This is a genomic window from Enterococcus devriesei (assembly GCF_001885905.1).
Classification (GTDB): Bacteria; Bacillota; Bacilli; order Lactobacillales; family Enterococcaceae; genus Enterococcus_A; species Enterococcus_A devriesei.
In genome coordinates this window covers 334,770-360,506 of the sequence record NZ_JXKM01000004.1, presented here as the reverse complement: position 1 = coordinate 360,506, position 25,737 = coordinate 334,770, and the positions used below count along the sequence as shown (strand labels likewise).

Annotated in this window: 25 protein-coding genes; all 25 read left to right on the top strand. The window is 42.8% G+C overall.

Features of this window, described 5'->3' with window-relative positions:
- Nucleotides 1-356 precede the first annotated feature (356 nt).
- The 25 genes from RV00_RS08320 (at nucleotide 357) to RV00_RS08200 (ending at nucleotide 25,711) form a co-directional block, all read left to right on the top strand.
- On the top strand, nucleotides 357-1,415 hold the full coding sequence (locus RV00_RS08320; RefSeq protein WP_071862134.1) for a replication initiator protein A: 1,059 nt from the start codon (nucleotides 357-359) through the stop codon (nucleotides 1,413-1,415).
- Nucleotides 1,416-1,469: 54 nt separating this feature from the next.
- Nucleotides 1,470-2,987, top strand: a complete 1,518-nt coding sequence (locus tag RV00_RS08315; protein ID WP_071862133.1) for a chloride channel protein — start codon at nucleotides 1,470-1,472, stop codon at nucleotides 2,985-2,987.
- 148 nt (nucleotides 2,988-3,135) lie between these two features.
- Nucleotides 3,136-4,206 (top strand): M24 family metallopeptidase, encoded by a 1,071-nt coding sequence (locus RV00_RS08310; RefSeq protein WP_071862132.1) that lies wholly within the window; start codon nucleotides 3,136-3,138, stop codon nucleotides 4,204-4,206.
- A gap of 225 nt (nucleotides 4,207-4,431) precedes the next feature.
- The gene (locus tag RV00_RS08305; RefSeq protein ID WP_071862131.1) at nucleotides 4,432-5,190 is read left to right on the top strand and encodes a threonine/serine exporter family protein; all 759 of its coding nucleotides are present in this window, start codon (nucleotides 4,432-4,434) and stop codon (nucleotides 5,188-5,190) included.
- Between the two features lie 20 nt (nucleotides 5,191-5,210).
- The gene (locus RV00_RS08300; RefSeq protein WP_071862130.1) at nucleotides 5,211-5,660 is read left to right on the top strand and encodes a threonine/serine exporter family protein; all 450 of its coding nucleotides are present in this window, start codon (nucleotides 5,211-5,213) and stop codon (nucleotides 5,658-5,660) included.
- Between the two features lie 525 nt (nucleotides 5,661-6,185).
- Complete coding sequence (locus tag RV00_RS08295) at nucleotides 6,186-7,262, top strand: M24 family metallopeptidase (RefSeq protein WP_071862129.1); 1,077 nt, start codon at nucleotides 6,186-6,188, stop codon at nucleotides 7,260-7,262.
- Between the two features lie 15 nt (nucleotides 7,263-7,277).
- Nucleotides 7,278-8,159 carry a proline iminopeptidase gene (pepI, locus tag RV00_RS08290; RefSeq protein WP_071862128.1) on the top strand — a complete coding sequence of 294 codons (882 nt, stop codon included), beginning with the start codon at nucleotides 7,278-7,280 and terminating at the stop codon, nucleotides 8,157-8,159.
- A gap of 26 nt (nucleotides 8,160-8,185) precedes the next feature.
- Nucleotides 8,186-9,541 (top strand): peptide MFS transporter, encoded by a 1,356-nt coding sequence (locus RV00_RS08285; RefSeq protein ID WP_071862127.1) that lies wholly within the window; start codon nucleotides 8,186-8,188, stop codon nucleotides 9,539-9,541.
- A 566-nt stretch (nucleotides 9,542-10,107) separates the two neighbouring features.
- On the top strand, nucleotides 10,108-11,397 hold the full coding sequence (prdC, locus tag RV00_RS08280) for a proline reductase-associated electron transfer protein PrdC (RefSeq protein WP_276327096.1): 1,290 nt from the start codon (nucleotides 10,108-10,110) through the stop codon (nucleotides 11,395-11,397).
- A gap of 27 nt (nucleotides 11,398-11,424) precedes the next feature.
- Nucleotides 11,425-13,323, top strand: coding sequence for a D-proline reductase (dithiol) proprotein PrdA (gene prdA / locus RV00_RS08275; protein WP_071862125.1), 1,899 nt, complete (start codon nucleotides 11,425-11,427; stop codon nucleotides 13,321-13,323).
- A 9-nt stretch (nucleotides 13,324-13,332) separates the two neighbouring features.
- Entirely contained in the window at nucleotides 13,333-13,638 is a 306-nt protein-coding gene (locus RV00_RS08270) for a CBO2463/CBO2479 domain-containing protein (protein WP_071862124.1), read from the top strand.
- A 3-nt stretch (nucleotides 13,639-13,641) separates the two neighbouring features.
- Nucleotides 13,642-14,094 (top strand): glycine/sarcosine/betaine reductase selenoprotein B family protein, encoded by a 453-nt coding sequence (locus RV00_RS16940; protein ID WP_071862123.1) that lies wholly within the window; start codon nucleotides 13,642-13,644, stop codon nucleotides 14,092-14,094.
- A 27-nt stretch (nucleotides 14,095-14,121) separates the two neighbouring features.
- Nucleotides 14,122-14,367 (top strand): hypothetical protein, encoded by a 246-nt coding sequence (locus tag RV00_RS16935; RefSeq protein ID WP_211272380.1) that lies wholly within the window; start codon nucleotides 14,122-14,124, stop codon nucleotides 14,365-14,367.
- A gap of 195 nt (nucleotides 14,368-14,562) precedes the next feature.
- Nucleotides 14,563-15,300, top strand: coding sequence for a proline reductase cluster protein PrdD (prdD, locus tag RV00_RS08255; protein ID WP_071862121.1), 738 nt, complete (start codon nucleotides 14,563-14,565; stop codon nucleotides 15,298-15,300).
- 27 nt (nucleotides 15,301-15,327) lie between these two features.
- Nucleotides 15,328-15,807 (top strand): glycine/sarcosine/betaine reductase component B subunit, encoded by a 480-nt coding sequence (locus RV00_RS08250; protein ID WP_071862120.1) that lies wholly within the window; start codon nucleotides 15,328-15,330, stop codon nucleotides 15,805-15,807.
- Between the two features lie 179 nt (nucleotides 15,808-15,986).
- Nucleotides 15,987-17,003 (top strand): proline racemase family protein, encoded by a 1,017-nt coding sequence (locus RV00_RS08245; RefSeq protein WP_071862119.1) that lies wholly within the window; start codon nucleotides 15,987-15,989, stop codon nucleotides 17,001-17,003.
- A gap of 18 nt (nucleotides 17,004-17,021) precedes the next feature.
- Nucleotides 17,022-17,903, top strand: coding sequence for a TSUP family transporter (locus RV00_RS08240; protein WP_071862118.1), 882 nt, complete (start codon nucleotides 17,022-17,024; stop codon nucleotides 17,901-17,903).
- A 260-nt stretch (nucleotides 17,904-18,163) separates the two neighbouring features.
- The gene (selD, locus tag RV00_RS08235) at nucleotides 18,164-19,186 is read left to right on the top strand and encodes a selenide, water dikinase SelD (RefSeq protein ID WP_071862117.1); all 1,023 of its coding nucleotides are present in this window, start codon (nucleotides 18,164-18,166) and stop codon (nucleotides 19,184-19,186) included.
- A gap of 14 nt (nucleotides 19,187-19,200) precedes the next feature.
- Nucleotides 19,201-19,791 carry a sulfurtransferase-like selenium metabolism protein YedF gene (gene yedF, locus RV00_RS08230; RefSeq protein ID WP_071862116.1) on the top strand — a complete coding sequence of 197 codons (591 nt, stop codon included), beginning with the start codon at nucleotides 19,201-19,203 and terminating at the stop codon, nucleotides 19,789-19,791.
- A 164-nt stretch (nucleotides 19,792-19,955) separates the two neighbouring features.
- Nucleotides 19,956-20,222: a putative Se/S carrier protein gene (locus tag RV00_RS08225; protein WP_071862115.1), complete on the top strand. Its 267-nt coding sequence runs from the start codon at nucleotides 19,956-19,958 to the stop codon at nucleotides 20,220-20,222.
- On the top strand, nucleotides 20,223-22,100 hold the full coding sequence (gene selB, locus RV00_RS08220; RefSeq protein ID WP_071862114.1) for a selenocysteine-specific translation elongation factor: 1,878 nt from the start codon (nucleotides 20,223-20,225) through the stop codon (nucleotides 22,098-22,100).
- Nucleotides 22,101-22,139: 39 nt separating this feature from the next.
- On the top strand, nucleotides 22,140-23,264 hold the full coding sequence (locus RV00_RS08215; protein ID WP_071862113.1) for an aminotransferase class V-fold PLP-dependent enzyme: 1,125 nt from the start codon (nucleotides 22,140-22,142) through the stop codon (nucleotides 23,262-23,264).
- Nucleotides 23,265-23,278: 14 nt separating this feature from the next.
- Nucleotides 23,279-24,673 (top strand): L-seryl-tRNA(Sec) selenium transferase, encoded by a 1,395-nt coding sequence (gene selA, locus RV00_RS08210; protein ID WP_071862112.1) that lies wholly within the window; start codon nucleotides 23,279-23,281, stop codon nucleotides 24,671-24,673.
- Nucleotides 24,670-25,173, top strand: a complete 504-nt coding sequence (locus tag RV00_RS08205; protein WP_338070744.1) for a CD3072 family TudS-related putative desulfidase — start codon at nucleotides 24,670-24,672, stop codon at nucleotides 25,171-25,173. Before selA ends, RV00_RS08205 begins: the two co-directional genes overlap by 4 nt.
- Nucleotides 25,166-25,711: a CD3073 family putative ECF transporter S component gene (locus RV00_RS08200; protein WP_071862110.1), complete on the top strand. Its 546-nt coding sequence runs from the start codon at nucleotides 25,166-25,168 to the stop codon at nucleotides 25,709-25,711. Before RV00_RS08205 ends, RV00_RS08200 begins: the two co-directional genes overlap by 8 nt.
- Nucleotides 25,712-25,737 lie beyond the last annotated feature (26 nt).

Below are 25,737 nucleotides of genomic sequence, written 5' to 3'. Positions count from 1 at the left end.
ATTCAGGTAAACCACAATTGCTTTTATAAACAAATAAAAAGTTTACTCTAAAAAAAGATGCTCAGGAATCGCTTTACAATAGGGTTTCAATCTATTATTCTAGACATATAGAAAAAAGCGAAAAAAGAGTTTAAAGATTTGGCGATCTTTAAACTCAAAGGTTTGAGCTAATTTTGGCGAATTAGCATGTCACATACAAATAAATCTTTAAAGGGTTAGAAAAATTGGTGTTTGCCTAACCTTTATTAAGTGTACCATATTTGGGACATTTTCTCAATTAGTTAATGTGACAGTAAGCATTCCTTTAAAAACTTTCGTTAATAAATATGAAAGACTAAATAAGGAGGGTTTTTGTCATGTCCACAAACTTACAAAACATCATGACCGCAACGAACTTACCCAACGGAAATTATATCCCAATTGATTTGAATTTGATCAATAATCCCCGCTATGAACAGCTTTCCATTGAAGCAATGATGCTTCATGCTTTATATACCATGCGTATGACTTGCAGTATTTACAATTCTCAAAAAGAGGGGAGTTGGCTGGATGAAGCTGGACTGCCATACATTTATTTTTCTAATGAAGAGGCCGCTGAATTGCTGCGAGTATCACAAAGAAAAATAACCAATTTGAAAACTGCCTTGATTGACGCTGGGTTGATTCAAGTTCTTCGTCATGGATTGAAGAACTATCGAATTTATGTAGCTAATCCTTTAGCACCTGAAAAGGGCATTTTACCGAAACTAGCCTTTAAAAACTATACAACCACTAAATCTTTAGTCCCTGTGGAAAATAAACCAGAAGAACCGGTGAAGTTATCCACTGTGGATAGAGAAGCAGAATCTGCGGCTGCGAACAAGCAAGATTTGCTTACAAGTACACAAAAACATTTAGCAAAACCAATAACAAATGCAACAAATGTAACAGTTTCTACCTCGACTCAAACTATTTCTCAGGATCAAACGTTGATTCAGGCCCTAAGTGCTCGCTATGCCCATTTGATCCCGGAACAAGCATTTCAACGGTTCCTGCCTTTTTGTGAAGGAAACTATCAAAAAGCACGCTGGTATGTGGACACAATTTTTAAAGCAAAATATGCAAGTACCAAACAGTTTATTCAAGCTGGCTTACCGGCAGAGTCTGATGTTTTAACGTTTGAACATAATGAGTACTTCCGTGGGGATCTGGCGGATGCGATTGCCAAAGCAATCGAACAAATGTATCGTTACAAAACCGTCAAAAATCCAGAAGCCTTTTTCTTTGCCTTTATGAAGGGGTTCTTTACCGAAAAAACGAGACAGTATTTAGTGGACCATTATCAGCTGACACCGGAGCTAAAGCAAACCCTTTCAGGCGTACAAATGCTGATTCAACAGAAAAAAACGCAAAAAGTCGCTAAAAAGTCCTCCTAAGAAGCAAAACCTTTGTTATAATGTAGCGGAGTCTAACAGAGAAAGGTTAATTTTATGAATAAGTTTAAACTAACGTTTTTTGGCTACAGTGGTGCTTTAGGCTTTGCTGTCGGAGCGATTGTAGCCTTGTTTATGGGATTGTCGGAATTGGGCCATCAGCTTTTATGGCAGCTATTGCCGCAAGCTGTTGGCAATCCGCGGTTTTATCCTTTGATTGTCTGTACTATCGGAGGTGTGGCGATTGGATTCTTTGTAAAAATATTTGGTCGTTATCCCCGAACCTTGCAAGAATCGCTGAAAGAGTATCAAGAAACGCAGCGAATCGATTATCATGGCGGGAAGCTGGTCAAAAACTTGCTGGGGGCCTTGATCGTCTTGCTGTTTGGAGCCAGTTTAGGGCCAGAAGCAGCTTTAGTCGCAATCATTGGCGGCTTAGTCACGTATGTGGCGGATCGTCGCAAGATTGCGGAGGCGCAACGGGCAGATTTGGTAGAGTTTGGCGTCGGGACTTCTCTAGGAGTCATTTTTATGACACCACTGTTTGGAGTTGGTCGTTCACTTGAAGGGGATGACTGGCAGGTAGTGACGGAAAGCAAGATTAAGAAATATGTCTTGTATATCTTCGCGACCTTTACGGGCTTTATTGGCTATTTGTTAATTTACAACGTTTTTCCAAATCAAGAGCAGGTCTTTGCGATTCGCAGAATGGAGAGCAGTTTTACTTGGCAAGGATTATTATTAGTGATCCCAATCATTCTGCTAGGGGCACTTTTTGGAAAATTCTTTTTAGTTTTACAGGAACAAAGTGATAAATTGAATCAACGGATCCGCAACCCATTGCCGTTAGCGATTGCTGCGGGGATCATTTTAGGTGTATTAGGCATTATTTCGCCGTATTTCCTTTTTTCCGGAGAGCATAATTTATTGTCCTTTACTCGCCAAGCAGAAACGATGAATTTCTTTTTGCTATTAGTGATTGGTTTTGGAAAAGTCGCGATTACGATGTTTTGCTTAGCCTGTAATTGGCGGGGCGGAACAATCTTTCCAATGATTTTTTCCAGTATTGCCGTAGGCTTAGCCTTTGCGAACCTTTTACCTTATTCTCCAGGCCTTTTGGTGGCCGTATTTACAGCGAGTGCCTGTGCGGTTATCATGAAAAAACCGTTTGCTACAGCGTGTCTGTTTTTGCTGCTGTTTCCAGTGGAATTGTTTTTATGGATTTGGTTGGCAGGTTACTTAGGAAATCTATTTTTACAACGGGTACCGTTTTTCCAAGAGGAGCAAACGATCAAATCCTTCAAATTTCCTGAATTGCCGAAACGTCCAGTAAAAGCGAATGTTCAAACCGAGGAAAAACCGTCTGCCACTGAAGTTGCGGAGTTGAGAAAGGCTGCGGAGCGTAAAAAAGCCGCTAAGCTTGATGCCCAGCCAAGAGTGGAAGCACCGAAAAAGGAACTTTTAACGCGTGAAGCAAAACGTCCACGAGTGACAGAAAGAAAGACCGAGACGCCTTCAAAACCGTCAGCAGCTGAACAACCGCTGACTCGAATGAGCCGTCATCGTCGAAAATAAAAAAAAAGAAGCAGCGATCAATTTTGATCACTGCTTCTTTTTTTTTTACGAGGGGTCAATTTTTTTGAAAGCGTTGACCAAAGTTCTGCCGACTGCTACTCTTGTTAGTAGAAGGCTAGAACTTCAAAATAGAAAGGAACGTGTGACAATGTTAAACGAAGAAAAGATTCGTGGGTATTTGGAAAAAGAAAAACTGGATGCTTTTTTTATTGCCAAAAGAGTGAATGTTCGTTTTACTAGCGGTTGGACTGGAGACGATTCATTTATTTTGCTCACACAAGAGGGCCAGTATTTTTTAACGGACCCACGTTATACGGAACAAGCTGATATTGAAGTTTCCGATTATGAAATCATCAACTGGCGGTTGCCGGGGAAAACAGTTGGAGACACGGTGGCCCGCTTAGCTGCTGAAAAAAATATAAAAACAATCGCTTTTGAAGCGGATTATTTAACTTATGATATGTATTCCGACTTTACGACGAAAACGAAGGCGGAATTTGTCCAAGCCGGCGGTGTGATTGATCGCATGCGGGCGATCAAATCGCCACAGGAAATCCAATACATGCGCAATGCTTGTGAAATTTCTTGCCGGGCTTTAGAACGGCTGTTGCCTGAAATTCGAGTTGGCGTGACTGAAAAAGATTTGGCTGCGAAGCTTTCAATGTACATGGTCCAAGAAGGAGCCGATACACAACCATACGGCAATATTTTGATTTCTGGAGCCAATACGTCGTTATTACATGGAATTCCTTCGAAAAAAGCCATCGAATATGGCGATTTTGTGTTGATGGATTTCGGTTGTCAGTATGAAGGATATATGTCTGATATGACCCGGACGGTTGTTGTCGGCAAGGCTTCAGAGCAGCAACGGGAAGTCTACGAACTTGAAAAACAAAGTTTAGAAGCTTCAATGGCTGTGATGAAAAATGGTGCCGCGGTAAAAGATATTTATCAAGCCTCTTTGAAACCGTTGGAAGGCACGGACTATCCGCAATACACCTACCGCAATATTGGCCACAGTATCGGCTTATTCGTGCACGAATTACCATATATCGATGAACAATACGATGATGTGTTAGAGACGGGCATGGTAATGACCATCGAACCGGGTATTTACATTCCTGATTGGGGTGGCGTACGAATCGAAGACCAAGTATTGATCACTGACGACGGCTACGAAAATATGATCAGTATTTCTCATGATTTGATTGAATTATAAGTATTAGATACGCTATACTATTGACGACGACAGCAAAAAAGCTGTCGTCGTTTTTGCGAGTCGGACTTTTCGCAAAATAAATTTATCTTAGCTGAGGCAGCTACAAATTGGATTTTTAACAGAATTAAAAACGCATAGATACGTTTAGTCTTTTTCTCCGAAATAGTTTACGTAAAGTTCAGTCAGAAAAGGGCATTTATTTTTCATTTAGAGAGGGGGAGGCCGATGAAAGAGCAGGAAGCTTTTGATTTTGTTTATGATATAGGCGAGACCTTATTAAAAAATGGGGCGGAGATCAAGCGAATCGAGACGACAATTCGCCATATTGCCGAAGCGTTGGAATTGAAGGAATTTGATAGTTTTGTCTTGATTAATGGAATCTTTATGACCGCACGTTTGAAAGACCAAACGGTGCAAGCACGAGTACGAGACATTCCTATTTCGCCGATTAATTTGGGGCGGATCGAACAAATCAATACGTTATCCAGACGATTAACAGAAAAACGGCTGAGTCCAGAAGATGCTCGTGATTGGCTACAAGATATTAAGCGTGAGTCCTTTGCTTCAAATCCATTGAAAATTTTCGCGTATGCCTTTGGCAGTGCTAGTTTTTGTTTTATTTTTGGGGGCAGTTTGTGGGATACCATCGGGGCATTGTTCTTAGGGGTTTTGCTAGCCTGTTTTTCGATGTATTTACTGCCAAAATTCAATATGTCAGACATCATTTCAACCATTACCAGCAGTGCGTTTGTCAGTATCTTGGCCTGTTTATTCGTCCAGTTTATTCCGGCTTTACAGTTGACTAGTTTGGTAACTGGCGGGATCATTTCCCTTTTGCCTGGGGTGGCGATCGTCAATGGGATTCGCTATTTATTTGACGGGGATTACAGCTCTGGTTGGGGTCAGATGATCAATGCACTGATCACAGCTTTGTGTGTGTCAGTCGGTGTGGGACTCGTCTTGCAAATTTTTAACACACTATAAAAAAAGAGGAGGTAAGGTCGATGATCAATTTATTATTTCAAATTTTGGCGGGTTTTTTAGGTACGATTTCTTTTGCGATCCTATTTGAAGTCCCGCGTCGCTACTATGTTCATTGCGGAGCGATCGGCGCTTGCGGCTGGTTCATCTATTTATTGATCATGCGCTTTTGGGTGGCACCGGTGGGAGCGACCTTTATCGCTTCGTTAGTCTTAATCTACCTTTCTCGCGAAGCTTCCTTTGCCTTGAAGGCACCAGTGACGATTTTTTTAATTTGCGGGATCTTTTGTTTAGTCCCAGGGATGGGTATCTATAACTTTACCTATAATTTTTTCATCGGAGACTCCCTCAAAGCGGCGCAAATTGGTGTGCAAGTGTTGAAAATCGCGATCGCAATCGCAGTGGGGATTACCGCAGGCTATGAATTATCCCCGAAATTTTTTTATTCCTATCATAAAATGAAACGTGGCTAATTTCAGCTACGTAAACAAAAAGAGGAGGCGAACTGTTACACAACAGTCCGTCTTTTCTTTTTGTTTTAATGCTTCGATAGAGAATTTTTTTTGTGAATAAAGTGTTATTGATAATCCCGACTTTTTAATAAAAAAGAAAGTTAATGAGAAATAGATAACAAAATGATTATAACGGCGATAGGGACGATTTGTTGATATGCTTGAGAAAATAATGGTTAGATAGCGATTTACCAGAAAAAAGTTTTAAGAAATGTTTAAACCTCGCGGAAATTATAGTAGAATACTGGAAGCGGATACGAATTTTGAAAAATGATTTTTTTGCAATTAATCCTTGAAATGTACATGGTTTTATGGTTATTTTAAAACTAGTGGTAGGTGAATAGTTGCACATTTTTCTATTATGAGTATTTATCTGTTACATAGCAGCTGAATTTCCGCGAATGATGATTATTGACAGCCGAGTGAAATGTCGAGCTGTTTTTAATAATGCCTACGGGCGAATACTATTTAAAGGAGTGAAAGATTTTGAAAGAAAGTCGCGTTGAAAGAGTAATTGAAAAAATGAATGAACAAGGTTATGGCCAACTGTTAGTTTCAGATCCAACAACTATTTTCTATCTAACTGGTCGCTGGATTCATCCTGGTGAACGGTTGTTAGTGTTAGTGATTACTCCTGAAAACAAAAACACATTGATCGTCAACAAATTATTCCCGATCGAAGAAGATTTGGGCGTGGAAAAAGTATTTATTGATGATACCGACGACGCTGTGAAAAAAGTTTTAGAGTATGTTGATACGGACAAAAAAATCGGTATCGATAAGAACTGGCCAGCACATTTCTTATTGCACTTGTTAGAACTTGTGCCAAATGCCAAATTAGGCAATGGTTCAGAAATTACCGACGCTGTACGCGCCATCAAAGATGAAGAAGAAAAACAATTGATGCGTGACGCCCAATCGGATAACGAAATTGCAATCGATCGCTTGAAAAAATTACTGCCGCAAGAATTAACTGAAGCAGAAATGGCGGACAAATTAGGTGAGATTTATAAAGAGCTAGGCAACACTGGCTTCTCATTTGATCCAATCGTCGGCTACGGTGCCAATGCGGCAGATCCTCACCACGAAACGGATGATTCAAAAGTTAAAGTTGGTGACTCAGTCATCTTGGACATTGGCGGAATCAAAAACTCTTATGCCTCTGATATGACACGGACGTTCTTCTATAAGGAAGTTTCGGACAAAGGTCGCGAAGTGTATGAAATCGTCAAAGAAGCGGCGCAGCGTGCGATCGACCTTGTAAAACCAGGCGTAAAATTCTCAGAACTTGACGCAGCGGCTCGTGATTACATCACAGAAAAAGGCTATGGCGAATACTTTACTCACCGTTTAGGCCATTTCATTGGTATCGATTGCCATGAAACAGGTGATGTTTCCGGCGCTAACGACAATGTTGCGGAAGTCGGCAATGTCTTTTCGATCGAACCAGGGATCTATATTCCAGGCGAAGTCGGTGTGCGGATTGAAGACTTGGTGATTGTGACTGAGGACGGTTGCGAGAACTTGAATCATTATCCGAAAGATTTAGAAATAATCGGTTAGGAGGCCGCGCAACGTATGAAAATCGAAGAAGGCTACATGCCCTATTTAGGGCATCAGACTTATTATCGGATTGTCGGCGAACAAGCTGACAATAAGAAACCATTGATTGTCATGCATGGCGGACCCGGATCAACCCATAATTATTTTGAAGTACTTGATGAAATGGCGGTCGATGGCCGTCAGATCATCATGTATGATCAATTAGGTTGCGGGAAGTCCGCGGTGCCATCTCAGCCAGAGCTTTGGACAAAAGAAACGTGGGTCAATGAATTGATCGCGTTGAGAGAACATTTAGGCTTGGATGAAGTTCATTTATTAGGTCAATCTTGGGGCGGAATGTTAGAGATTATCTATGTTTGTGATTATGCTCCTAAAGGCGTAAAAAGTATGGTACTTTCAAGTACTTTGCCATCTGCGAAACTTTGGGCCCAAGAACAGCATCGGATGATCAAATTCATGTCTGAAGAAGACCAAGCGGCGATCGCGAAAGCGGAAGAAACAGGTGTTTATGATGATCCAGCCTATTTGGCAGCCAATGATCGTTATATGGTTCGCCATGCGGCACCCATTTTTACCAAAAATGATCCTGAGCCGTTATGGCGGGAGAAAGTTCCGGGAACCGAAAGCTATGTCGTAGCTTGGGGGCCGAATGAGTATTCACCTGAAGGAACGTTACATGACTATGATTACACTGAAAAATTACGTGATGTGACGATCCCAACACTTGTAACTAGCGGCACCAATGATTTATGTACGCCGCTTGTCGCAAAAACGATGTATGACGCGATTCCAGAAGCAAAATGGGAGCTGTTTGCCTACAGCCGACATATGCCATTTGTTGAGGAACGGGAAAAATACATGAAGCTGTTGACGGAATGGTTAGCAGCAAACGATTAAACTAGTTGAAGAAAGAAGGAATGATAGTGGAAACAACTCCAGTAAAAAATAAAAAGCCTTTTGGGTTTTATGTCTGTGCGCTCGGCTTTACTTTTGAACGCTGTGCCTTTTATACGGCAAAGTACTTATTGACGATTTGGATTGCAACAACGGCTGCAGCTGGTGGCTTAGGGATGACTAGTGCCCAAGGGGTATCGATGTCAGCTTTCTTCGTTGCTGCGACTTATATCACACCGACCTTCGGTGGATACATCGCTGACTATTGGCTAAGTCCGAGACTCTGCGTGGCTGCCGGAATGATTATGATGGGGGCCGGCTATTTAGTCGCTTGGCAAGCCCATTCGCTACCAATGGTTTGGGTGATGATCATCTTAGTCGCTCTTGGAACCGGTTTGTTCAAAGGAAACTTATCTGGTGTAAATGCCTTGCTTTTCAGTGATGAAAAAGAATTGAATGAAGCCTTTTCAGTTCAGTATTCTTTTGTTAACATCGGTTCATTTATCGGAACGACCTTCTTAGTATTATTATTAAAAGGTTTTGGCTTTAACTTCTTATTTATGATTTGTGGTATTTTATTATTGATTGATGCACTTTGGTTCCTTGGAAACAGCCGTTCATTAGGCGAAGCTGGGAAAAAACCATTTAAAGTTGATCAACGACAATATGAAACAGCCGCTACAAAAGATGATGCGGCAAACACAAAATTGACATCTGGGGATAAAAAACGTATCCTTGCTATTATTTTGGTTACTTTATTCTCTGTCGTTTTCTGGACAGTGTGGTACTTAGCGTATATGCCTGCGTACTTCTACTTTGGTTATGGTGATGGTGCTGGCTTTATTGAACGTGCTAACTGGGTCGTTGGAAGCTTCAAGATCCCTACTTCTTACTTTGACTCAATGAACGCTTTGACTTGTATTGTGTTAGGTCCAGTCTTAGGTCGTTTATGGACGAAGTTAGCAGCTCGCCCTAAAGGGGATATGAGTATGTTTAAGAAAACAGCACTAGGTATGATGTTAGTAGGTATTTCTTACGTGGTCATGGTCATTGCGGATATGATTGGTAATGGTCATACTGGAATCCTTTGGTTGGCATTAGTCAGCCTATTGATGTCAGTCGGTGAAATGGTCTTCTCTCCACTTGGAAACTCATTTATCGCCAAATTAGCACCAGCAAAAATGATGGGACTATTATTAGGTGTTTGGACGATTGCGGTCTTCTTCTCCCAAATGATCTATCCGGTCATTTATGCGATTCTAGAAACTGCGGACCCAGCGAAATTCCAAATGGGTTATGGCATTCTAGCAGCTGTTGTTATCGTATTAGGTTTGATTTTATGGTTCTTTAGTAAATCATTGGACAAATTAGAAACAGCTGAATAATTTTAAACTAAGTCGGCTCTACCCTTCAATGGGTGGAGCTTTTTTTGTAGCTTGACCTCAAAGAGTGCACGTTTTAAAAAGGAATAAAAAGTTGGCTAGTAGCGAGTCATGCAAAACTATTAAAAGAAACGATATGTGTACAAATATACATATGAAAAAGAAGCATAATAAATTATTTATCGATAGATTCAGTTTATAGGATGGTTATTTAATTGATAATAGCTCTCAGTTAAATAACGAGAAACCCAAAATATTAAATCTGTGAAATAACAAATTATATTTTTAAGTGTAAGTTTATTTTTCTACTCATATCCATTTGTGATATGGGATAAATCACTTAATTTACAACAGATGTAATCGTTTTTTAAAAGCGCGAGATTCTTCATTAATTTTTAATTAGAGAATCCAAAAAAATGTGTGATTTGTAAAATTATTCGTCAGAAAATATCAAAAATATCGGCAAACAGCCTTTTATCGCCGATACGAGTGTGCTATCATTTACTTGAACTACGGGTGGCTGATTTGCTCAAGTTCGAACAAATGTAAAAGTGAGGAGGTGAACTAATTTGACACAAATTCTAATACCATTAAAACAACATGTCGGTGCTCCTTGTAAGGGAATCGTCAAAGCTGGTGACCACGTGGATCGCGGACAACTAATTGCTGAACCAAATGGTCTGGGAGCAAACATTCATGCGAGTTTTTCTGGAAATGTCGTTGATGTAAATGGTGAAAATATTGTTTTGGTGATTGATGAAGAACAAGATTTTTCAACGTATGTACCGATTCCTGAAGTGGAATCACACGCAAAAGCGATTGAATCTGCTGGAATTGTCGGTGCCGGTGGTGCAGGCTTTCCAACTTTTTTGAAGCTTGCCTGTGAGATTCCTGAAGGTCTTTTTATTGCCAACGGTGCAGAATGTGAAGCGTTGTTAGCTCATAATGTCAAACAAATGAGTGAACACATTGATCAACTGATTCGCGGAATGAAATATTGTATGGAGATGACTAAAGCGCCAAAAGGTGTGATCGCAGTCAAAGGCAAGCATCGTTTGCTAGTGACACGCCTATTGAAGGCTGTTTCTGAAGATGCAACCTTAGATGTTTATCAATTGCCGGATATCTATCCAGCAGGTGATGAACGAATGATCGTTCGTGAAGTCATGGACGTTGTCTTAGAACCTGGTCAGCTTCCAACAGAAGTCGGTGCGGTAATTGACAATGTTGAAACAATTAAGCGTATCGCGGAAGCAATCGAGGATCGTAAGCCTTTTATTGATAAAGATGTCACTGTTTCTGGACGTGTGAAGCAAAAAGAAACGGTCTTTGTAGATGTGCCAATCGGTACACCGGTCAAAACACTGATCAACAATGTTGGCGGCTATGTCGAACCTCATGGTGAGATCGTCATTGGCGGACCAATGACGGGAAGAAGCGGCGATGAGATGACACCAATCACCAAAACAAGTGGTGGTGTGCTAGTCGCAATGCCGTTCCCACAAGAAAGTCGGAAAGTCGGTCTTTTAATCTGTGAATGCGGAGGCTCCGCTGAACGGATGACTGAAATCGCGAACAATATGGGCGCTGAAGTTGTCGCTGCAGAACGCTGCAAGCGAATGGTAGAAGTAAATGGAAGATATAGGTGTGCCTTACCAGGTATATGCCCAGGTCAAGCCGCGACTGTCATGTCCTTGAAAAAACAAGGCGCAGAAGTAGTAATGACCGGGTCCTGTTCCGATTGAACAAACACCGTCATGGGTGTAGCTCCTAGGTTAGGAGTTCCGGTTTATCATCATACAGATCATGTACTGCGGGCTGATGGGCACAGACTATATCGTAAATTACCTACAAATTAAGAAAAACAATTTAGGAGGAATTAACGAATGTCTATTACAGCAGAAACTGCTAAAGAACATGCCAAAGATCCTGCAGTATTATGTTGCCGTGCAGAAGCGGGCAAAGTGATCGCAGCAGATGATTTAGAAGATCCAGCGATCTTTCCAGATTTAGAGGATTCAGGCTTACTAGAATTAGCTGAGGATACTCTAACAATCGAACAAGTACTTGGTACTACTTTAAAAGAAACAACAGATGCACTGATTCCATTAACAAGAGAATTATTAGATGGTGTTTCTGAGGACACTAAAGAAGAAGCGCCAGCAGCTCCTGCTGAAGACGCAGCTCCGGCTGCTCCAATGGCTCCAGTACCACCAGTTGCGCCAGTCGCACCAGTGGGCGGGCAAACAATTAGAATCCATATCGCTGAAGGACGCGGCATTGATTTAGAAGTACCAATGTCTGTTGCCGGTCAAATGGGTGTCGCTCCAGTAGCAGCACCGCCAGCGCAACCAGTTGAAGGGGCTCCTGCTCCAACACCTGAGGCAGCAGCTCCAGAAGCAAAAGTGGAAGAAAAGGTTGTTCGTTCTGTTCGTCGTGACCATATGAAGATTGAAAAAGTTATCTTCGGCGACGAAACAAAAATCGACGGTACAACGTTAGTCTTACGCAAAATGGAAGATTTGTGCGAAGAAGCAGCAGAGATGGAAGAGCTAGTTGAAAGTGTTACTTTTGAAATCATTACACCAGATAAATACAACGAATATAGTGAAACGATCATGGACGTACAGCCAATCGCTGCTAAAGTTGATGGTGCCGATATCGGCCATGGCGTTACTCGTGTCTTAGACGGCGTTGTCATGGTGCTTACAGGGACCGATGCCAATGGTGTACAAATCGGAGAATTCGGTTCATCAGAAGGCGAATTAGACCGTAACATCATGTGGGGACGTCCTGGTGCACCAGATAAAGGCGAAATCTTCATTAAGACACAAGTGACCATCAAAGAAGGCGCGAATATGGAACGTCCTGGACCATTAGCCGCTCATAAAGCATCAGACTACATTACTCAAGAAATTCGTGAAGCTGTTAAAAAAGCAGACGAATCATTGGTTGTGGAACATGATGAAATCGTACAAACACGCCGGATTGGTAATAAACGCGTGGTCATCGTTAAAGAGATCATGGGTCAAGGTGCGATGCACGATAACTTGATTATGCCAATCGAACCAGTTGGGACATTAGGAGCGAAACCTAACGTCGATCTTGGTAACTTACCAATCATTTTAGCACCAACAGAAGTATTAGATGGCGGGATCCACGCCTTAACATGTATTGGACCAGCGTCAAAAGAAACTTCTCGCCACTACTGGAGAGAACCTTTAGTGCGTGAAGCGATGGAAGATGAAGAAATTGACTTAGTCGGTGTTATGTTTGTTGGTTCTCCACAAGCGAATACAGAAAAGTACTATGTTTCTAAACGTTTAGGAATGACGATCGAAGCAATGGATGTTGACGGTGCAATCGTTACAACCGAAGGATTTGGGAATAACCATATCGACTTTGCTTCTCATATCGAAGAAATCGGCAAACGCGGTATTAAAGTTGTCGGCGACTCTTATTCAGCTGTCCAAGGTGCGTTAGTTGTTGGAAATCCAGAAATGATTGCGATGGTGGACAACAATAAATCAATGCAAGGGATCGAAAACGAAATCTTGTCAAATAACACACTATGTAAAGAAGACGCAATTCGTGATTTAGCAATGCTGAAGACATTAATGGGCGGTGGCACAATCAAGGCTGCTGAACGTAAATGGAACCCAAGCGTAAAAGCCAACAACATTGAAATCATCGAAAAAACCACAGGTAAGAAAATCGACTTAGTCGACAATGAACAAGTCTTACCTAAGAGTAAAAAACGTCAAGAAATTTACGAAGTAGAATAAGGTGAAGTAATGGATGGAATGAACAAACTCAAATATATTTCGACGGAACAAATGTTTGAAGGGATCATTGTTGAACTTCATGATGCCAGCGTGACGATCGATCTAAAGGGTCGTTTAGGCCAGCTTAAAATTCCTCGTCGAATGATCATTTCTGAGTATGATTTAGAAATCGGTCAAGAAGTTGGGTTTTTAATGACCTATCCAGAAGTCTTGGCAGAAGAGCCGGATGAGCATTATAAAACGGCTATTTATGAGCATGAACGTCGTCGGGCCGAGGCCAGAAAAAAACGTGAAGAAGCAAGAGAGGAGAATTAACACATGGGCTTAACAGTCTTTGAAGGGTTACAGTCAGAAATTTTTGTGCCGATTACGCCAAAATCTGTCTTTACCCCTGTAAAAAAAGAACTTAAAGAAATGCGTGTGGCATTAGCAACAGCTGCCGGCGTACATTTAAAAACAGATAAACGGTTTAACTTAGCGGGTGATACGACTTACCGCGAAGTACCAGATACTTCAACAGTAGATGAATTGATGGTTTCTCACGGCGGGTACGATAACGCCGATGCAAACCGCGACATTAACTCAATGTTCCCAATTGACCGTCTACACGAGTTAGCAGCAGAAGGTTTCATTAAAGAATCTGCGCCCGTTCACTATGCCTTCATGGGCGGTGGTGGCGACCAGGACGCATTCCACGATGTAACTGGACCTGAAATTGCACAAAAATTAGTAGAAGAAGAAGTCGACGCTGTCGTCTTAACCGCTGGCTGAGGAACCTGTCATAGAACTGCCGTGATCGTGCAGAGAGCTATCGAGGAAGCCGGGATTCCTACTATTTTAATCGCCGCATTACCACCAGTTGTACGCCAAAACGGGACTCCACGTGCCGTTGCTCCGCGTGTACCAATGGGTGCCAATGCTGGTGAACCACATAACATTGAAATGCAGACAGGTATCATGAAAGATACACTGAAAGCACTAGTATCAATCGAAACGCCAGGGAAAATTGTTCCATTACCTTATGAATACATTGCCCACGTCTAAGATCAAGAGAACGAGCTAATAAGTGCTTAGCGTCGAGAAACAAGAAGATTACTAAAATTGCCAAGAAACACGACAAGCTTGCGAATCGTTGTTGATTCGCACCTACTTGGTTTTTGCTATTTTTTGTAAATTTTCGACTTGTTTCTGAGGACGCTGCTTATTAAGCACCGTTTACGTTGAAAGCAGGTGTGAATCATGCGAGGCGAAACGTTAAAGATCAAAGTTTTCCATATGGAAGAAGTTACAGTCGGTAACGACTTCCGAATGGAACCCACTCGCTTGCAAATCAAGCAAGACTTTGATTGCGAGGACGCCGCTATTCAGAAGCTGACGATTCGATTGCTCCAACCACATCAGCATAATGTTGAGACCAACACCATCATGGATATCATTCCGATATCCACGAAGGTGCTGGGTGCGTTGGGTTCTGGGATCACGCATACACTTACCGGTGTTTCCGTTGTAATGACGGGAGCGATCGAAGAAGGAGAACAAATGCATGAATTTGGTTCTTCTGAAGGCGTATTGCGTGATCATTTAGTATTGAATCGAGCAGGGACGCCTAACGCAGAGGATTACATCATTTTGATTGATCTTTTAGCGAAAAAGGGGACCCCTTTTAATCGTGAGCTTTGTCTTAAAATGTTTGCAATCGTGGATGAGTTTATGCAAGAAATTCGCGAACGAATGAAAATGCTGGAAGGCAGATTTGCCTGTGAGACCCATGTTTATGAAGAAAAAACGAACCCAGGAAAGCCGAAGGTCGCTTTAGTCAAACAAGTGGCTGGGCAAGGAGCAATGTACGACATGCTGCTCTTTCCCAATGAGCCAAGCGGCTTCAAAGGCGGGAATTCAATTATCGACATGAATAATATGCCGGTCTTTTTATCAGCCAATGAGTATCGTGATGGCGCAATTCGTTCTATGGTCTAACGTAAATAAGGGATAGGTGGTGGCGTTATGGGTATTGGCCCATCGACAAAAGAAACATCCCTGCATCATTTCCAAGATCCGTTAGTGGACCTTTTAGGAAAGGACCCTGATATTGATTTTCAAGGAGTCGTAGTTGTCGGAACACCGCAGAGCAATGCGATGAAATACTTAGTCGGGCAGCGAACGGCTGCATGGCTGGAGGGTATGCGCACCAATGGTGTGATTGCTTCAACTGATGGCTGGGGCAATTCAGACGTGGACTTTGCGAACACCTTGGAAGAAATCGGTCGGCGAGATATTAGCGTGATTGGTCTTAAGTTCATTGGTACACAAGCAAAATTTGTGGTGGAAAATGACTTTACGAAGCACGTTTTAGATTTTAATAAATCTGAAGCCGGTATCGAAACCGAGGTTGTTGGTGAAAATACGATCAATCAGCGGGATGCAGTAAAAGCGCTTGCGTCAATCAAATTAAAAATGCGAAAAGATAATCAGCAAATCAGATAAGCTATCAGTGTCTTTGTTGATACGGATGTAAAAGAACCAAACTGAGTCGCTCTAAAGTTAGAGTTAGCTCCTACTTGGGGTTGCGACTTTTGCTTGATGATATGCGACTCGAAAATCAGATTTATTTTTCCCGAATATGGAAAAATAAATACTTTATGATGAATACGAGGAGGAACATCATGAAAGTATCAAAAATGATCTCAGCAATCGATACCCATACAGCGGGTGAAGCTGCACGTTTAATCATCGGTGGTATTCCCAAATTCCCTGGTGAAACAATGGCAGACAAACGCGCGTATTTAGAAACAGAAGCAGATGATATCCGCAGAATGTTGATGCTTGAACCTCGCGGACATCGTGATATGTTCGGTGCATTTATTACCGAACCTGTTCACGAAGAAGCGGATTACGGGATCATCTTCATGGATTCAGGTGGCTACTTGAATATGTGTGGCCACAATACGATTGCGGCAATGACTTCAGCAGTTGAACAAGGCTGGGTCGAAGTAAAAGAAGGCGAACGGGAAGTCAAAGTTGTCCAAGATACACCAGCAGGAATCGTTCGCGGAACAGTTCATTTAGATGAAGACTACTCAGCAGAGTCAGTGTCATTTGAAAACGTGGAATCATTCCTTTATAAAGAAAATGTCACCGTGAATGTTCCTGAAATCGGTGAGTTAACAATGGACATTTCCTTTGGCGGCAGCTTCTTCGCAATCTTGCCAGCTGCGTCAATCAATTTAGAGATCAAACCAGAAAACGCGTCTAAATTTAATGAAATCGGTATGATTATTCGTGACGCGGTTAATGAACAAATCGAAATCCAACATCCAACGTTGGAACACATCAAAGAAGTAGACTTGGTTGAATTCTATGGACCAGCGACAAGTCCAGATGCGACCTATCAAAACGTGGTTGTCTTTGGTGATGGCCAAGTCGATCGTTCACCATGTGGAACAGGTACCAGCGCCAAACTTGCAACATTGTATGGCAAGGGTGAAATGAAGGTTGGCGATACCTTTGTTTATGAAAGTATTTTATGTACTAAATTCAAAGGTGAAATTGTTGAAGAAGCTGAAGTAGGCGGCTATAAAGCAATTATTCCGCGAGTATCTGGCTCAGCTTATGTCACTGGATACAACTCATTCTTAGTTGATCCGAAAGATTCATTGAAAGAAGGATTCCTATTAGGGTAGAAATGAAGGAGGGGTAATATGGTAACAGTATTATTAGCGATTTATGTAGTATTAATCTTGCTGCAAACAGTCGTTATGGGGAAAGACTTACTGAAAAATAAAAATAATTTGGGCCATGGAAACTGGTTTGTTTCTGGGGCAATTGGTTTTGTAACCGACTTTTTAGATACCTTAGGAATCGGAAGTTTTGCACCAACAGCGATGTTGTTAGACTTTACCAAACAGTTGGGCCATGACCGTCTATTGCCAGGGACATTGAATGTTGCCCACGCAATTCCAGTATTGGTAGAAGCATTTATCTTTACAACAGTAGTAAAAGTTTCACCAGTTACACTATTTGCCCTAATCATTGCGGCAACCGTCGGATCATTTATCGGATCAAAATTTGTTACAAAACTGCCTGAGAAAAAAGTTCAATTCTGGATGGGCTGGGCTTTGATCATTACAGCTGTCTTAATGGGACTTCGACAAACTGGTATGTTGAATATGCTAGGTGAAGGAAATACCGCAACCGCTTTGACGGGAATAAAATTAGTTATTGGAGTGGTAGTTAACTTCATTTTAGGTGCTTTGATGACGATTGGTGTAGGTTTATACGCGCCGTGTATGGCAATGGTTTATATGCTAGGACTGAGTCCGTTAGTAGCCTTCCCGGTAATGATGGGTTCTTGTGCCGGCTTGATGCCAGTTGCCAGTTTAAACTTTGTCAAAGAAGGCGATTATGCTCGTAAAGTTAGCTTGGCGATTACCATCGGAGGGATTATCGGGGTAATCATTGCTGCGAAATTTGTAACAGGGTTGAATTTGGATATTCTAACATGGATCATTATTTGTGTAATTGTTTACACAGGTGTGACTTATATCCTAAAGAGCCGCAAACCAGCAGCTGCAGTGGATTAGAAAATAAGTTGGAAACTACTTGCTCGATTTGAGCAGGTAGTTTTTTTGTGTTTAAATCAATTCGTTGTTAAGAAAATCATGAAAATTTAAGTGATTTAAAATTATTTTAGATACTTTGTGCTAGGATGATCAAAGTGATGAAGAAAGTTAAGTTTCTCAATGAGTTAGAACGCTTCCAAGTCACTAGTAGATGACTAAATATACATAGAGAAATAACAATCAAACTGCTATAATAGAACACGTGAAGGATGGTGGAATGCATGGAGTCAGTTCAACAATTAATTGTCTGCGGCGGTTGCAACGCGAAGATCGGACCGGGCAATCTGGGTGAATTATTAGCGGATCTGCCTAAGGCGGCCCATGAGGATTTATTAGTGGGATTTGATTCAACCGATGACGCGGCTGTTATTAAACTGCGGGAAGACCTAGCAATTATCCAAACCTTGGATTTTTTCCCGACGATGGTGACAGACCCGTATCTGTTTGGCAAGATCGCAGCAGCGAATGCGCTGAGCGATGTTTACGCGATGGGGGGCGAAGTGTTATCAGCCTTGAATATCGTCGCTTTCCCGGAAGAAAAAGATTTAACGATCTTAAAAGAAATTTTACGTGGCGGTGCGGAAAAAGTACAAGAAGCCGGCGCGATTTTGGCGGGGGGACACTCGATCCATGACCAGTCGGTAAAATACGGCTTGTCGGTGACCGGGACGATCGATCCGAATAACATTTATCAAAACAACACCTGTCAGCTAGGGGATCATTTGATTTTGACCAAACCTCTAGGTGTCAGCATCATTACGGTGGGCTACAGCGCGGAGGAAATCAGTGAAGAAGCTTTTGTGAAAGCCACCACGAGTATGGAAACGTTAAACAAATATGCGATGGCAATTATTCGTAAATATCCTATTACTAGCTGTACTGACGTAACCGGCTTCGGTTTAGCCGGACATTTGCATGAGATGTTGAATGAACAGTTTAGCGCAGAGCTTGATTCTCAGAATCTACCGTATTTTGAAGAGGCCTATCAAGGAGCGAAGGAATTTATTTTAACTGCTGGCGGTCAGCGGAATCGTAATTATATGGAAGCTAAAATGGATTTTCAAATCGAAGACTTTGGGATTGAGGAATTATTGTTTGACCCGCAAACTTCGGGCGGTCTTTTGGTTAGCGTGCCGGCAGAAAAGGTTGCGGCCTTAGTAGCAGAGCTGCAAGCAGCGGACATTCCCGCGCAAGATTTTGGAACAGTTGTTGAAAAACAAGAGAAAGAAATAATTGTGCATTAGAGAGGCGGAGAGAGATGTTTAAAATTGATGCGTTAGGCAAGGCTTGTCCCTTACCAGTAATTGAAACGAAAAAGGCATTACGGGAACATGAAGTGGTTGAGACGATCGTGGATAACGAGATTGCGACGCAAAATTTAAAAAAAATGGCGGAGCAACTAGGCTATATTTATCAAATGGATCAAGATCGGCCGGGACATTATACGGTGGTGATTTCTAAAGGAAATGCGGATTTGACTGAGACGGCACCGCAAGTCGCTGAACCTGTTGCGACAGTCGATGATTATATCGTGGTGGTGGATACTAATGTGATGGGTCGCGGCTCGGATGAATTAGGGAAAAATCTTTTGAAGGGCTTCATTTATTCATTGACGGAACAAGATGTATTGCCACAAAAGGTGATTTTTTATAATGGCGGGGTGCAATCGGTAGCAGCAGATGCGGATTCTTTGGAGGACTTGCAGGGTCTAGCCGAACAAGGCGTGGAAATCTATGCTTGCGGCGCTTGCTTGAACTTTTATGAATTGACTGCCGCAGTCGGTGAAGTAACCAATATGTACCGGATCGTGGAAATGATGCGCCAAGCACCGAAGATCGTGAAGCCGTAAAAATATGTCCTAAAAGGATAAATGAATATTAGTACAAAAAAGGATGCCAGTTTGCCAGTTCCTCTTCACGCTTTAGCGTGATTAGAGGAATGGTATGCGCTATGACAATCGAACTCATTTTTCTTGAAAAATGAATCCATTAGTACGAAAAAGGAGCAGTTTTTATGCAGACATTTGGGATTGCCTTGTTTTATTCAACAAGGGAGGCCATGAAAGCGGAGGAACTTGCGAAGGAAGCCCAACTTGCGGTTCGAATCATTCCCACACCGGAAAAGATTCATGCTAGTTGCGGCTTTTCTTTAAAATATCCGTTGACCGAAGAAGCACAGCTGCAGACTTTGCTGCAGGAGCAGAAAATCGCGTCAGAAGGCTTTTACCATGGGACACAAGCGGGTTTGAAAACCGAGTACCAATTAAGAGAGGATAAATAAATGGCAAATATTGTGATTGGAACGGCGGGGCATATTGATCATGGGAAAACCACCTTGATCAAGGCACTGACGGGGATCGAGACAGATACGACGAAAGAAGAAAAAAAACGAGGCATGTCGATCAATCTTGGCTTTGCTTATTTGGATCTGCCGAATGACAAACGAGTCGGGATCGTAGATGTGCCAGGACATGAGAAGTTTATCAAAAATATGGTAGCCGGTTTGCCGGGAATCAATCTTGTTTTACTCGTCATTGATGCGGCAGAAGGCATCATGCCGCAAACGAAAGAACACATTGATATTTTGACCTTATTGGGGATTCGCGACTTTTTGATTGTCTTGACGAAGGTGGATACCGTCGATCCTGATTTGAAGGAACTGGTGGTAGAGGATATTCGCGAGCAACTAGCGGACACACCTCTAGCCGAAGCGGATCTGATCGAGACAGATGCAGTTAGCGGAACAGGGATCAAAGAATTGTTGGTAAAAATCCAAGAGCATTCGGAAGAAGCACAAGAACGCTCAGCGACTGGCTCCGCTCGTCTGAATGTCGATCGGGTCTTTAGCGTTAAAGGCTTCGGTACGGTAATTACCGGGACGTTATTGGATGGTGTGATCAATGTCGGTGATGAACTGTATGTCTATCCCAGCGGTAAAAAAACACGAGTACGAAATATCCAAGTTCATGAGACCGATGTGAAAAGTGCCCAGCCTGGTCAACGAACGGCTTTAAACTTAGCGAATCTTTCCACCGATGAGATTCAGCGGGGGGATGTTCTGTCTATCTCGGAAAAATTAGAGGCAACGTGGATGCTGGATGTCAAAGTGAGTTGCTTGCCAGAAGTTGAAGGCGGAATTGGTTTGTGGGATCGGGTTCGTCTGTTAGTCGGTACGCGAGAAGTCATGGCTCGTACGGTTCCTATCGGTGTAGATTGGATTGGACCAGGAGATGAAGGCTTTTTACAGTTGCGCTTGGAAGAACAAGTAGCGGTCAAAGAGCGGGATCATTTCATTTTACGGGCGTATTCGCCAATGCAGACGATCGCCGGCGGAGAAGTCTTGGATGCGGCACCGCATAAGCATCGCCGCTTCAAAACTGAGATCATTGAAAGCCTGAAAGCCAAAGAAGAAGGCAGCTTGGACGAATTGATCACTGATTTTCTGATTAACAAGAAACAGTCGTTTACTAAAGCGAAAGAATTGCAGGAATATTTAGGCACAGATCAGGAAGAGTTGCAGCAAGTGCTGACTGAAATGATCAGTGAAAATCGAGTGCTTGAAACGAAAGCTGGTTATTTAGCACAGGCCAGTTATCAAAAATTAGCGGCGCAGGCGACAGAAATTTTATCCGCTTATCACAAACAATACCGTTTGCGTTTTGGCATGCCGCTAGAAGAATTCCGCTCCCGGATGCGGGAAAATTTAGCGGAAAAAGAAATCTCCGCGTTGATCGGGTTGTTAAAGCAGGGAACCGTCAAAGAAGCCAACGATAAATTGGCTTTGCAGGAGTTTGAGGTTTCCTTTAATAAATACCAGCAAGCTGCCAAAGAAAAAATTGAACAGACGTTAGCCAAAAGTGGCTATACGCCAGTCAAAAAAGAAGAACTGGCGGAGTTAGATAAAAATGCGGAAGAAGTTTTGGAAGCTCTGAATGGCGAAAGCGTCGTTTTCTTAACCCATGAATACGTCTTGCTAGGGAAAGTTTTTGCTCAAGCGGTCAAAGCGATCCAAGACTATATCGGTGAACATGGACAGATGACTTTAGGCGATTTTCGCGATGTGACAGATTCCAGCCGTAAATCATCGATGCTGATTTTAGAATACATGGACAAGCAAGGCATCACGAAACGTGTAGAAAATTATCGAGTCTTAGGCTAAGCCGGTTTGCGAAAATCGTTCTTCAGAGGGGGAGAAGCAGTGAGTATTTATTTAGACAATGCGGCAACAACGGCTCAAAAGCCAAAAGTGGTGGCAAATACGGTAGCAGAAATTCTCAGCGGTCAATATGGCAATCCGGCACGGGGAGCCCACGGGTATTCCTTAGCGGGCTTTCGTGTAGTGGAGAATAGCCGTCAGCAGGTCAAAGAATTATTCAAAGCGGGCTCAGAGTATGAAGTGGCCTTCACCAACAACGCTACCGTCGCCTTAAATGAAGTCTTAAAAGGCTTGATCCAAGCCGGCGACCATGTGCTGACGACGGATTGGGAGCATAATTCAGTTTTACGGCCTTTGTATCAACTGGAAAAACTGGGAGCGACCTTTGATGTGATTACTAGTGAAGCCGTGACTGGACGCTTGCATTATGAAGCGTTCACTGAAAAATTGCGACCTGAAACAAAAGTTGTTGTCTGCAATCATGCCAGCAATGTTACCGGGAATCTTTTGAAGTTGGAATGGGTCAAAACTTTTTGTCAAAAGCACGATTTGTATTTAGTGATTGATGCCTCTCAGACTGCCGGTGTCGTCCCGATCGATCTTAGTGACGGCAAGATCGCCGCAGTCTGCTTTACCGGCCACAAATCGCTTTATGGGCCACAAGGGACTGGCGGCGTCTGTGTCCGGCAGGATCTGCCGTTAGAGCCGCTATTAACGGGCGGCGATGGGATGCAATCTTTTTCCAAAGTTCAGCCCAAGGAGCTGCCAACGTTATTAGAAGCCGGGACATTAAACGTTCCCGGAATCGCGGGTTTAACCGCCGGGATTGAATGGGTGCTGGAAAAAGAGAAAAAACCTAGCTTAGGCACGTATTTTTATCAAGCATTAAAAGAAATCGATGGTCTGACACTCTATGGCGACTTTACTGAACCACGGGTGGATGTGTTTTCCATCAATCTCCATGACGCCGAATCGGCGGTAGTCAGTGAGCTTTTGTGGGAAGAATACCAAATCGCCACGCGTCCCGGCTATCACTGCGCCCCTTTGATGCATCAGGCATTAGGGACGGTGGATCGCGGAACAGTCCGCTTGTCGTTATCCAGCTTTACAACAAAAGCGGAGCTTGAGCTGACTCTAAACGCATTACAAAATTTAGCGCAACGTTAATTAGGAGGAACTTTATGTCAAAAGAAATCCAGCATATTTTAGCGAGTTTGCCTTCCGTGGATGTGCTATTAAAGCAACTAGGTAGCGACTACCCCCAAGGTGCCGCAAAGGAAGGCATTCAAAAAGTCTTAGCCAGCATTCGCAAAGAAGTAATCGATGGCACGCAAAAAAACGTGATCGATCAAGCAGAAGTTCTGACAATGATCAAAAAAGAATTAACTGAAAAGCAATTTTCCTTACGCCGAGTCATTAACGGGACAGGAACGGTGATCCATACCAACTTAGGTCGCTCTTCGTTGAGTCAAAAAATTCAGGAACAATTAGTTGCTACTAGCTTCCATTATTCAAATTTGGAATTTGATTTAGCAAGTGGCAAGCGGGGGTCCCGTTACAGTCATTTAGTGGCGATCGTCAAAAAACTGACCGGGGCGGAAGATGTTTTAGTCGTCAATAATAACGCGGCGGCCGTCCTACTAGTCCTCAGCACGTTGACGCAAGAAAAGGAAGTCCTAGTCTCACGGGGCGAATTAGTCGAAATCGGCGGAGCCTTTCGGATTCCTGATGTCATCACTTCCAGTGGCGGAACGATCAAGGAAGTCGGTACTACGAATAAAACCCATTTAGCCGATTATGAAACGGCTTTGACTGAAGAAACTGGAGCAGTTTTAAAAGTCCATACGAGCAATTATCGGATCGTCGGCTTTGCCGAAACGCCAGAGTTAAGTGAATTGGCCGAGTTGGCCCATGCCAATGATCTGCCGTTAATCAATGACCTAGGCAGCGGACTTTTGTTGGATATGCGTCCGTTTGGCTTGCCCTATGAGCCAACGGTCAAAGAAGTTCTGGATCAAGGCTGCGATGTCGTCACCTTTAGCGGCGATAAATTATTAGGTGGACCACAGGCGGGAATCATCGTTGGTAAGCGGGAATACATCGAAAAAATGAAAAAAAATCAATTGCTGCGGGCCTTGCGGATCGATAAAATGACCCTCAGCGCATTAGAAGCAACCTTAGCCCTGTATCTCAATGAAAAGGAAGCTTTACAAGCAATCCCGGCGTTGCAGATGATCGGATTAAGTGAAGCGGATTGTCTGGCGAAAGCCACGGAGTTAGCTGCTATGTTAAAACCAATCAGCGGCCTCAGCGTCGCAGTAGAAAAAGACAGCAGCAAAATCGGCGGTGGTTCTTATCCGGAACATTTATTGCCGACCTATGCCGTCGTTTTGAATGGCCAACAATATTCAGCTGTTGAGTTGCAGGAAAAATTGCGCGAAGGGGCAACCCCGATCATTAGTCGGATCAAAAATGAAGCCAACCTCTTAGATGTGCGAACCATTGCGTCGGATGAATTTTCTTTGATTCAAAAGAGTTTACAAGCGATTTTTAAAGAAGGAAAGGAGGAAAAATAATTCAACCACAGAAACAATTAGTTGCGGTGTCTCATTGTATTTTGAATCAGAATGCGGTGATTCACGGCTGGGAGCGAGCACGAGGAGCTTTCCCCTTTGCCATCGAGCTGTTAAGCCGAGGGATCGCATTGATTCAGTTGCCCTGTCCAGAATTTTTAGTGTTAGGCGGCGATCGACCGCCAATGAGTTATCAAGAATATCTGACGCTTCCCAATTATCGTCAAACGTGTCAAAAGATGCTTCAGCCCATCATTCAGCAGATTCAAGCGTATCAGGCAGAAGACTATCAGTATTTAGGTGTGATTGGGATCAACGAAAGCCCTAATTGCTCCATCAGTGGTCAACGGGGTGTCTTAATGGAAGAATTTTTCGCCGCTTGTCAGGCGGCCGAGATTCAAGCACCTTATTTGGAAGTTCCAACTTGGTATAGTGAGACGGAGCAGCAGGATTTTTCGAAGGAGTTGCAACGGTTTTTAGCAAAAGGAGGAAGAAATGAATAATAAAGCAAAAATTATCGCAATGTGTGCCATCGCGGTCGCGTTGAATGTTGTCTTAGGTGAAGCGGTCGCACTACTGCATATCCCATTACTGTTTTTAGATACGATGGGAACGATTTTTATCGCCGCGAATTTTGGTATGGGCTATGGCATCTTAACCGGCGTTTCAACGAATTTATTGATGGGAATGATCAGCGGTCCGTTATCGATCCCGTTTGCGTTAGTCAATGTAGCGGTGGCAGTGGTTGTGGCGTTGTTGGCTAAGAAAGGCTTTAGTTATAAGAAAGCGTTGTTGGCGGGGATTTTATTGGCGTTTATTTGTCCGATGATTGGCGCGCCGATTCGTTTAGCATTGTTCGGTGGATTCACCGGTTCAGGTACCGATGTCGTGATTATGGCGTTAAGGGCATCCGGTAAAGAAATGATCAGCTCGGTTTATTGGGGCGCGGTCACAGGAAATTTTGTTGATAAGATCGTTTCTTGTCTCTTAGTCGCGTGGTTTATCAAACTGCCGCAAATGAGACGCTTTGCCGTAAAATGAGTATGAAACACTTCTAAAGCTAACGT